General features: G+C 47.5%; 8 protein-coding genes. 5 read left to right on the forward strand and 3 right to left on the reverse strand.

Annotated elements, in window-relative coordinates; genetic code table 11:
* Positions 1–3: 3 nt before the first annotated feature.
* Together grpE and hrcA are read right to left on the reverse strand one after the other, a co-directional pair.
* Positions 4–651, reverse strand: coding sequence for a nucleotide exchange factor GrpE (gene grpE / locus EQU24_RS11550; RefSeq protein ID WP_017839357.1), 648 nt, complete (start codon positions 649–651; stop codon positions 4–6).
* Positions 652–719: 68 nt separating this feature from the next.
* Positions 720–1763, reverse strand: coding sequence for a heat-inducible transcriptional repressor HrcA (gene hrcA, locus EQU24_RS11555; RefSeq protein WP_017839356.1), 1044 nt, complete (start codon positions 1761–1763; stop codon positions 720–722).
* Between the two features lie 288 nt (positions 1764–2051).
* On the opposite strand from hrcA, the gene EQU24_RS11560 reads away from it, so the two are divergent.
* From EQU24_RS11560 to EQU24_RS11580, 5 genes are all read left to right on the forward strand, one after another.
* Positions 2052–2933 carry an NAD(+) kinase gene (locus EQU24_RS11560; RefSeq protein WP_017839355.1) on the forward strand — a complete coding sequence of 294 codons (882 nt, stop codon included), beginning with the start codon at positions 2052–2054 and terminating at the stop codon, positions 2931–2933.
* Positions 2934–2942: 9 nt separating this feature from the next.
* Complete coding sequence (gene recN / locus EQU24_RS11565; protein WP_014148354.1) at positions 2943–4634, forward strand: DNA repair protein RecN; 1692 nt, start codon at positions 2943–2945, stop codon at positions 4632–4634.
* A gap of 17 nt (positions 4635–4651) precedes the next feature.
* Positions 4652–5677, forward strand: coding sequence for an agmatine deiminase family protein (locus EQU24_RS11570; protein WP_017839354.1), 1026 nt, complete (start codon positions 4652–4654; stop codon positions 5675–5677).
* A 301-nt stretch (positions 5678–5978) separates the two neighbouring features.
* A complete protein-coding gene (locus EQU24_RS11575) occupies positions 5979–6866 on the forward strand; it encodes a carbon-nitrogen hydrolase (RefSeq protein ID WP_017839353.1) in 888 nt (295 codons plus the stop codon).
* 511 nt (positions 6867–7377) lie between these two features.
* The gene (locus EQU24_RS11580) at positions 7378–10839 is read left to right on the forward strand and encodes a mechanosensitive ion channel domain-containing protein (protein WP_017839352.1); all 3462 of its coding nucleotides are present in this window, start codon (positions 7378–7380) and stop codon (positions 10837–10839) included.
* A 193-nt stretch (positions 10840–11032) separates the two neighbouring features.
* Here EQU24_RS11580 and EQU24_RS11585 read toward each other — a convergent pair whose 3' ends face one another.
* Positions 11033–11317 (reverse strand): hypothetical protein, encoded by a 285-nt coding sequence (locus tag EQU24_RS11585; protein WP_017839351.1) that lies wholly within the window; start codon positions 11315–11317, stop codon positions 11033–11035.
* Positions 11318–11417: the final 100 nt, after the last annotated feature.

Raw genomic sequence — 11417 nt, forward strand, 5'->3', positions numbered from 1 at the left:
CGTTCAAGCCTGTTCATCGATTTTTGGTGTTTCTTGCGGAGGGTTATCGTCGGCCTTGGCGACAACAACCATTGCCGGGCGCAACAACCGTCCATTCAATACATAGCCCTTCTGAAATACATTAATGACCGAGTTCGGTTCGGCATCGGCGGATGGTTGCATCGCCATCGCCTGATGAAGCTCAGGATCGAACGGTTGTCCGAGCGGATTAACCACTTCTATATTGAATTTAGAAAAAACGGCTTCGAATTGTTTTAATGTCAGTTCGCTGCCTTCTCGAAACTTTTGCACTTCGGGGCTGTCGCCGATAGCGGCTTGCAAACCAAGCTCCAAACTATCGACGACAGTTAATAATTCTTTGGCAAAATTTTCCAACGCAAACTTATGAGCGTTTTCCAAATCCTTTTGGGTTCTTCTTTTCAGGTTTTCCATTTCCGCTTGTATGCGCAGAACTTTGTCCCAATTTTCCGTAGCCTTTTGTTCGGCCTCCTCGAGCTTTTGCGACAACTCTTCGACATTTACCTTTTGAGCCGCCTGCGGCTGACTGCTATCGTCTACATTGCTATCTAGCTGCGCGCTGGCGCTTTGCGCCGAAATGACATCAGCTTGCTCGTCCGTTGCCTTTTCCGGCAACTCCTGCTCGTTACTCATTATTAAACTCCGGTTTAAATAAAAACGGTCCGCTTCCGCGGAAAACTTCATGTCAAGGAATGTGGGGCTTATGTTTTAGGATTCAAGGCCGCGCCTAATAATTTTGCCGTAATATCGACAAAAGGAATCACTTTTTCATAAGCCATTCGGGTGGGTCCTATTACACCTAAAACGCCGACCACTTGTTCGTTAATCGAGTACGGGGCGGTGACTAAACTGCATTGTTCGAATGCGTGATAACCTGATTCTTCACCGATAAAAATTTGCACGCCTTCGGCATTTAAGCATTGATCTAGCAAATGGATAACACCGCGTTTTTGACTAAAAGCATCGAACAGCTCCTTAAGCCTATCCATGTCCGATAACTCGGAAAATCCCATTAAATTGGTCTCGCCGCTTAGCACATAATCTTCATCCGACTTTTCAGGATCGAGCGCCAACTTGGCCATTTCTACCGCGTCCAACATTTCCCTGTTCATTCGCTCTTGAGCGTCCTTGAGTTCTTTCAGTACGGCTTTTCTAACTGCGGCTAGACTTAACCCGGAATAGACGGAATTTAAATAATTAGCGGCTTGCTGCAATTGAGCGGGCGTAAATTGCTTTGAGGTATGGAGGATTTTATTATGCACTTCCTGTTCGTTAGTCACGAAAATGACCAATACACGGGTGTTGGATAACGGCAAAAACTCGATATGGCGTAGACTGACCAGTTCGCGCTTGGGCAATGTCACGACACCGGCCATGCGCGTGACGTCGGATAATATCCTTGATGCCACACCGATGACATCATTGACGTTATCTTTGGCAATTAAATTTTTGCGTAACAGCTTAAGTTCTTCAGAGTCCAGAGGCTTAACAGTCAGCAGCGAATCGATGAACAAACGATAGCCGCTTACGGTTGGCACCCGGCCAGCACTGGTGTGCGGAGAACGAATCAAACCCATGTCTTCCAGATCGGCCATGACATTACGAATCGTTGCCGGACTCAATTTCAATTCGGTATCCTTAGACAATGCGCGCGATCCTACCGGTTGTCCGTCTTGGATATAACGTTCAACCAATGCTTTCAATAATTGCAGCGATCTTTCGTTCAACACCTGATTGTTACTCACATTAAACCCTCTAGCGTATTAGCACTCTACCCCATCGAGTGCCAACCGCGCAAATTAGCAGCTCACCCTCTGCTTGTCAATACTAGCAAATACAATAAAAACACCCACTTAGCATAACTCGCGTAATACCCCCCATCACAGCCCACACCACACCACACCCCTCCCCTTTCCCCTTTCCCCTTCCCCTTTCACCTTTCACCTTTCACCTTTCTCATCTTTCATCTTTAAAACCTCATCCCTTGACTTATTGAGTATAATTCGAACAAATCCTTTCCCAGATTAACGACCATGCACAGCCCATTCAAAACCATCGGTATTATCGGTAAAGCCAGCGATCCCGGCATTGCCGATACTTTAGCGATACTTTACCGCTACCTCAAACAGCACGACTATGCCGTCGTAGTAGACCGTTTGAGCGCTCAATTTATAACGGAATCCGGCATTGAAAGCTGTGCCATCGAGACTATCGGAGAGCGCTGCGACCTGATTATCGCCGCCGGTGGCGACGGCACGTTTTTATCCGCCGCGCGGGCAATCGCCGAATACGACATTCCACTGATCGGGATCAATTTGGGCCGACTCGGGTTTCTGGTCGACATTTCGCCGTATGAATTATTACCCAAGCTCAATAACATTTTAACCGGCCAATATAGCGAAGAAAGGCGCTATCTATTGCGAACCAAAGTCATTCGCGACCATCGGGTATTTAACGAACAAACCGCCGTAAACGAAGTCGTCGTGCATCGCTGGGTCACGCCGAGCATGATAGAAATCGTCACGCACATTAACGGGGTCTATCTGAATTCGCAACGATCCGACGGCATGATCGTCTCGACCCCGACCGGTTCGACCGCTTATTCATTGTCGGCGGGCGGCCCGATTTTGCACCCGTCTCTAAATGCCTTGGTTTTGGTACCGCTTAATCCTCATACGCTATCGAATCGCCCGATCGTCATCGACGATTCGGCCGAAATCGAAATCAGCTTTTGTCAAACCAAACAAATCAATGCCTTGGTTACTTGCGATCATCTCGAAATACCCGAAGTATTGATCAGTGATAAAATTTTGATTAAAAAAGACCCGAAACCGATTAGAATTCTCCATCCCGAAGGACACGACTTTTTTGAAATCCTCAGAAAAAAACTCAACTGGAGCGGCGGTTATCCTTAACTCATTCTCATGCTACTAAATCTTTCCATTAACGACCTGGCTGTCGTCAAAACATTAAACCTGGATGTAAACACCGGCATGTCGGTATTGACAGGCGAAACCGGCGCCGGCAAATCGATTTTATTGACCGCACTTGGCTTGGCGCTAGGCGATCGGGCCGATTCCGGCTATATCCGGCCAAATAGCAAGCGTGCAGAAATCAATTTGGAATTCGATTTATCGGATGCCCCTCTGGCAAAAAAATGGCTTGAAGAAAACGAGCTGGATGATGATCAACACTGCCTGATTAGGCGCGTCATCAACCATGACGGCCGATCAAAAGCCTATATCAACAATCGCCCGGTTACATTGCAAACCTTACAAGAACTCAGTGAAAAGCTAGTTGAAATACACGGACAGCATGCGCATTTGACTTTACTCCATAGCGATGAACAGCGCCGATTGCTAGACGTTTTTGCCGGCAATCAAGCCCTACTAGACCAAGTCGATACCCACTTCCACCAATGGCAACAAACCCACAAGGAACTACAAGCTCTGAAAAAAGCCAGCGCGGACAGAACCGAGCGCGAAGAATTACTGCGCTACCAGCTCGACGAATTGCAGCAACTCGACTTGAACAATTTCAATTATGCCGAACTAACAGAAGAACACAGCAAACTAGCCCACCTCGAAGAAATCCTAGCGACCGGGCATCGGCAGCTTGATTTACTCTACGAAAACGACGAACAATCGCTCAACCGGTTGCTGCTACAATCGACTCATGCCTTGAACGATTTAACGCGTTTTGCGCCGGATATCGAATCTATCAACGGCATTTTAAACGAAGCGCAAATTCAGATCGAGGAAGCCGCGCACCAATTACGCCGCTATTTGGATAGCCTGGAGGCAGACCCCTTGCGCTTGGAGTCACTGGAAAACCAAATCGGCATCATTCAAAGCCTCTGCCGTAAACACCATGTACAACCCGAGGAATTGCCGGAACTGGCCTTCGGTCTCGAGCAGGAATTGAACAATCTGACCCACAGTGGCGAGCGCATCGAAGAATTAACCGAAAAAACCGAGAGGCTACTTGCTGCATACCATGAATTAGCCGCTCAATTAACTCGAAAACGCCAACAAGGCGGCCAGCTATTGCAAGAACGGATTTCGGCGATGATCAAGGAGCTTGGCATGCCGCAAGGCGATTTCATCGTACAAGTTTCACCGCTAGGTGCTACACACCCACGCGCCGATGGCCAAGATAAAGTGGAATTTCTGGTTAGCGCCAATCCTGGCCTTCCGGCCAAGCCTTTATCAAAAGTTGCATCCGGCGGAGAACTATCACGAATCAGCCTTGCTATTCAGGTTACAACCAGCCATGACAAAACCACGCCGACGATGATCTTCGACGAAGTCGACTCCGGGATCGGCGGCGGCATTGCCGAAATCGTCGGACAAAAATTGCGCGCTTTGAGTCTCAATCGGCAAGTCATGTGCGTTACACATCTACCTCAAGTCGCATCGCAAGCCCATCATCATTTGTATGTCTCCAAAAATAACCGGAGCGATATCACGACATCCAATGTCAGGCCGCTAGCCCCCGAAGAACGCGTCGAAGAAATCGCTCGCATGCTCGGCGGCGTTAACATTACCGAAAACACCTTGGCCCATGCCCGAGAAATGCTTTTTCAATCGATCTCCGACACTTCGTCGACTTTATAACATAGGAAAAACAAAAAATGATCCGTTTTCCAGCAGAATGGGAAAAACAATCCGCCGTACTGATTGCATGGCCTGATCAATCCGGCGATTTCGGGGGGAATCTCAACGACGTCGAACAAAGCTATCGCTTCATCGCCGAAACGATCTGCCGTTATGAATCGTTGATCATCTTGTGCAAGAGCGCTGTTCAGCAACGACATATCGAAACGCTGTTACCAGTCGAAAAATCCGGTATCCGTTTCATACATGCCTATTACAACGATATCTGGGTTAGAGATACCGCATTTCTGACCGTCGAAAAAGACGGCAAGCCGCTATTGCTAAATTTCCGTTTCAACGGCTGGGGCGGCAAATACGAACATGCGGCCGACAATGCCTTGAATCGGAATTTACTGAAACACGCCCCGTTCGCAAGCAACCCGCATCTCGACATCGACATGGTACTTGAAGGCGGCAGCGTCGAAAGCGACGGCGAAGGCACGATATTGACGACCAAACAATGCCTGCTCAATCCGAACCGGAATCCGGAATTGAACAGGGATCAAATCGAGGCGCAATTACAAAAGCATTTCGGCGCCGAACGCGTATTGTGGATCGATCAGGAAAATCTCGACGGCGATGACACCGATGCCCATATCGACACGCTCGCCCGCTTCTGCAGTTCCGACACAATCGCCTATACTAGCAGCAACGATCCGTCCGAGAAGCATTACCAAAGCCTAAAAAACATGGAGGCACAGCTTAAGGCCATGAAAATGATTAGCGGCGAACCGTACAAGTTGGTTGCGCTGGATTTGCCGAAACCGATTTTCGACGCAGACGGCAAGCGTTTACCCGCCAATTACTCGAACTTTCTGATCATTAATGATGCGGTCATGGTTCCAGTTTACGACGATCCAATGGATCAAACCGCCGTCGATAAACTAGCCGAATGTTTCCCTCAACACGAAATCATTGCCACGCCCTGCCGGCCGATCGTGCATCAATACGGCAGCCTGCATTGCATGACGATGCAGTTTCCGGCAACTATCTCGACAGATTAAGGAATAAGGATTTCGTGATAAATAACGTCGAGGAACTACGGGCTTTGCTGAGGGTTCGGTAACTCGCCTGATAAGGCGCCATGAATTTTATCCCGCAAAGGGTATAACTGCGCCCGGCAATTGGCGATATAATACCGAACTTCTTCGAACAGCCGTCATATCTCACAATCATGAAATCGAACTTCATCGCCCCGTCAAGCTTTGCTTGTATACACACCAAGCAGAGCTTGGACTATATACACTCCCAAGCTAGGGCTTGGGAGCGAGAGATTTTTCCGAACCGCAGTCATACATCATAATCATGAGCTCGAACATCATCGTCAGCGCGATTCAACAACCTTGTAACGCCGACAAAGCCGGCAATCTAAATCTATCGATCGATTTAATCAAAGAGGCCAAACAATCCGGAGCCAACTTGGCCGTTTTGCCGGAACTACATTTAGGCCCGTATTTTTGCCAGAATGAAGATTTTAACTGCTTCGCCACGGCCGAACCGATTCCAGGACCGAGTACCGAAATACTGTCTCAAGCCGCCAAGGATCAAGAGATCGTCATCGTATCGACAATATTCGAAAAGCGCGCGCCGGGCCTTTATCACAATACTGCCGTCGTATTCGACACAGACGGCAGCATCGCCGGCAGATACCGAAAGATGCATATTCCCGACGATCCCGGTTATTATGAAAAATATTACTTCACACCCGGCGACATCGGTTTTAAACCGATAGAGACCTCGATCGGTAAATTGGGCGTGATGGTTTGCTGGGATCAGTGGTATCCGGAAGGCGCCCGTTTAATGGCCTTGGCAGGCGCCGATATTTTGATTTATCCGACCGCGATCGGTTGGGATCCTGCCGATACTAACGACGAAAAGCAGCGCCAACTCGACGCATGGATCACGATTCAACGCGCGCACGCGATCGCTAACGGACTACCGGTCGTTTCGTGTAACCGCATCGGATTCGAAGCATCGCCCGATGACGCCTCGACCGGCATCGAATTCTGGGGCAACAGCTTCATCACCGGTCCGCAAGGCGAATTTCTCGCGCAAGCCGGAACCAGCGAACAAATCATCTTGACTAAGGAATTGGACCGCGCGCGTAGCGAGCGCGTCAGACAAATTTGGCCCTATCTGCGCGACCGAAGAATTGACGAGTACGGCAATTTAATTAAACGATTTATCGATTAATTAGCCTATACCCATCGCCCTTCAAATTTCAACATTGACGCATGGAGGCGCTTGGATGTTCGGCAAAGGCTTTGACAGCAGGGATGCTTGCTGTCACAGAGCCTACATGGACGTATTCACGGCGTCCTTTGACGGACCCCCGGCGCCGAAATTTGACCAGCAAAGGGTATAGAAAAAGCATTTCGCCATGAAGATCATGAATAATAAAAAGTTAATTCAATAACTTGTTATGCTTTTGTATAGAACTTTCGCTCACCCAAGAGGTTAGCGGAAATGTTTAGGCAATCTCTTGAAATACTTAATAGACTTCATGTGCTTCATGGTTAAACTGCCGAATTCTGTATTATCGGCATATCGAAAAGTATAACTTTCGCACTTCAAACTTCGGGACTAGCTCATAGAGGCACAAAGTTTCGGCGGATTTTTGCTCCTGCAAAATCCGCATTCGCACCTTCCTTGGTGCTTGCGGATTTTTGCTCCTGCTATCTTTTATTAAGACGTTCCATCATCGATGAAAAATATCTGTTCGACAACCCAACCGATCTCTCCGGCAATTATTGGCTTGCTTATTTTTACTTTACTAAGCAGCTTAATGCCCCAACTCGTTTTGGCTCAAAGCCAAACCGGCAAGCCAGTAACATCCGAATATGATCCGGAGAACCTACGCAACAAAATCGAAGCACTTACCACCCGGGAAGGTATCGACGAAGGCGTAAAAGCCAAAACGCTTAAATATTATCAGTCCGCTTTAGATAATCTTGCCAATACCGGAGAGTTTAATTTTCGCAGCGAAAACTATCAAAAAGCCCTGCAACAAGCGCCCGACAGAATTAAAACCTTACAAAATGAAATCAAACAAACCCAACAAAAACTGGAGAAACAAAAGCAAGAGGACTTCAGTCACATCCCCATCGAAGAACTCGAGCAACGCCTGATTATCGAAAAAGGCAAAATTAGCAACCTCGACCAACAAATCAAAAGACTCGACGCGCTCTTAACCGAACAAAACAATCGTCCGCAGCAGATTCGCCAAGAAACGGTTGAGGCAAAACAAGACCTCGATGCCGCCCGAAATAAGCTCGAAATCCCGCCAACCGCTGTAGAATCGAAACTGGAAATCGAAGCCCGGCACATTCATTTAAAAACCTTGATCGAATCACGCACGGCCGAATTAAAAAAGCTGGAAATCGAGGCTGCCAGCAATCCGCTTAGGACCGAAGCCATCAAATCCGAACTGCAATTGTTGGATATACAGAAGAATTTGCTCGCCCCGGTTATCGCTGCAATAGAAAACACCCTGTCCGAACGCCGCCAACAAGAAGCCAAGGAAATGCAGGAAGCCCTCGACCAAGCCGAACGGGAATTGGCCGATAAACATCCGGTCATACAAGTCGTTACCCGTGACAACATTCAATACAGCCGCGATCTTCAGACCATCACAGCCAAGATAGAACAAAGCGGCGAACAGAAAAACAAAATCGATAGCAAATCCGCCGAAATTGAAACCGATTTCAAAAGTGCCGAACGTAAAATCAGCTTAGCCGGACTCAGTCCTGCACTCGGCAAAATACTTAGAGAACAACGGCGTAATGTACCTACCGCCGGGCAATTCTCATTTCAATCCCAGACCATCCAAGACGAAACCGCTCAAACCGGTCTTGCGCAATTCAAGGTTGAGGACCGACTGAAGCAATTGGCAGATATTGATCAGGAACTACATAGAATCATGGACTCGGAGGTCGACAGCAAGCTACCGGCCAATGAACGAATGATGATACAGGCCGAATTGCGCGTATTACTTAATAGCCAAAAAGATTTACTGAACCGATTATCGATTGCTTACACGACTTATTTGCGAAGCCTCGGCGATCTGGATTTCGCAAGACAACAAATGCTTAGTCAAGCTGAAAAATTTGCCGCTTATCTTGATGAACGTTTGTTGTGGGTACCGAGTTCAGCTCCGATCGATACCCATTACCTCATCGACTTATTCGGTTCATTTCAATGGCTGCTGTCGCCTCTAAACTGGTTAAGCTTTACAAAAGACATCGTTAAAGCCGCACTATCCAAATCGCTATTTAGCGCCTTTTCGATAATAATTCTGATCGCACTCATGACGATCAAGGCTAAGGTCAAACAGCAATTGACAGCCATTTCAAACCGAATCGGAAAAGTCTATACCGACAAATTTTCCTATACATTGATCGCGATGGGCGACATTTTCGTTTTAGCACTGCCTCTGCCCCTCCTGATTTTTTTAGTCGGCTGGTTATTGGTCGACAATCCTCATGTTGCCGACTTTAGTCAAGCAATCGGAGCAGGATTGCAAGCCGCTTCAATACCGTTATTAACGCTTTCGATTTTTTACCGACTGTTCGCACCGGAAGGCGTTGCTCAGCAACATTTTCAATGGAAGGCCAAAAATGCCGGGGTATTTCGCAAACAAATCGCTTGGGTACGATTTGTTGCCGTGCCGAGCGTGTTTCTGACCGAACTGAGCGGAAGCCCCGCTATAGCATCGCATAGCGATAATCTCGGACGACTGGCAGTCATTATCTTAATGCTTTCTTTAGCCGCGTTTTTATTCATTATCCTCAAGCCATCGAAAGGAGTGCTGCAGAATTACCTTGAAACGAATCCGAACGGATGGCTTTATCGATCGCGCTATATTTGGTATCCAGCGTCGGTCGTCATACCCCTAACCATTATCGGATTTGCGGCCGCAGGCTATTATCTAAGCGCTTTGGAATTGCAGCACAAATTGATCGTAACGCTGAGGATGATATTTATCAGTATTATTATTTATGACTTGGTGCTGCGTTGGCTAACTTTGGCTAACCGCCAACTAGCCCTGAAAAACGCACGGCAAAAACGCAAGACTGCTGCCGCGCAAAGTTCGAAACCGACAACCACTGGCTCGGAAGATAATGTTGTAACCGCCGAAGAAGAACTGCTGGATATCCCTAAGATCAATGCCCAAACCAAAGCGCTACTGAATGTTTTTATCGGATTTACGCTTATTATCGGATCATGGATGATATGGCGAAATATTCTGCCGGCCTTCGCGTTTCTCGACAACATCACGTTGTGGCAACACCTCGTCATGATTGATAACCAAGAAGCCTATCAGCCTATAACCCTGACCAATTTGTTTCTAGCCGGCCTCTATGCCTTCATTGTCGGTGTTGCGATCCGCAATTTTCCGGGCGTTATGGAGTTGTTGATTTTTCGGCGCATAACGGTCGATGCCGGTTTTCGCTATGCGGTCAATCACTTGGCCAAATATTTATTGATTTCGATCGGCTTTATCGTGGTCGCGAATGAACTAGGCGGCAGTTGGTCTCAGGTGCAATGGTTAGTCGCCGCACTCAGTTTAGGCTTGGGTTTCGGTCTGCAAGAGATCTTCGCGAACATGGTTTCCGGTATTATTATTCTGTTCGAGCGGCCGATACGAGTCGGCGATACCGTGACTATCAGCGATATCAGCGGCAAAGTCAGCCGCATTCAAATGCGTGCCACAACCATCACCGATTGGGATCAAAAGGAATTGATCGTACCGAACAAAGCATTCATCACCGAGAAAATGATCAATTGGACCTTGACCGATCCGACGACACGGGTAGTGATCCCAATCGGTATAGCCTATGGTTCCGATATCGAGCTAGCCCATAAAGTCATGCTGGAAACGGTTAGATCTACACCATTGGTTTTGCAAGATCCAGAACCCAGTGTGTTGATGCTTGGCTTCGGCGATAGTTCTTTAGATTTTTCTATACGGGTTTATGTTAGCGAATTGGGTCACCGACTGCCGGTTACCCATGATATTCATTTCCGAATTAATCATGCCTTCCGTGAACATCATATAGAAATTCCATTCCCGCAGCGCGACATACATGTACGCTCGATCGTCGAAAGACCGACAAGCGAGCCGACTCCGATTTTTGAGCCTAATACGAACATTCCGAGCTACTGAAAGGACTTACTCTCTTTTGATCGAAAAACTGTCTAAGACCAAAAGGTATGGGATGCGTCTACCGAGGACCGCACCCTAACCTCCCCGAGTGCTTTCATCATACGAAGTTGATTGCCAGGCCTTCATGAAATGCTATGTACCGGGTCTTTGACAGGCACGCAGTCGGCCGATATTTGTTCTACGGTGGACTAGATCAATCTTCGGTCCATTCCTGCAATGCACCGATGATGCTTTTGGCTTGATCCTTACTGGAAATGTTGAATTTGGATTTTTGCTGGTATTCGCCGTTGCGTTTTTGATAGCGGCGAATCGTATATTTATCGGGGCCGTAGGCTTCTTTCTTGCGATCCCAATCTTGGTAGCGATAGATCACCGTCGCCCATGCGCCTTTACTCAATACTTTTTTATCGAGTTCCTTGACGGTTTCAATACCGCCATCTTCGTAGGTGACAGTCAATTCATCTACAGTTTCAGCCATACAATCTCCAATGAGTTAATTTTTAAAAAACATCCAACCTACATCGTCTCTTTGTCATAAAAGAGCCGGTATTTCCCTATGCCGAACGCGCAATCCCGTA

This window comes from Methylotuvimicrobium buryatense, from assembly GCF_005931095.1.
Taxonomy (GTDB): Bacteria; Pseudomonadota; Gammaproteobacteria; order Methylococcales; family Methylomonadaceae; genus Methylotuvimicrobium; species Methylotuvimicrobium buryatense.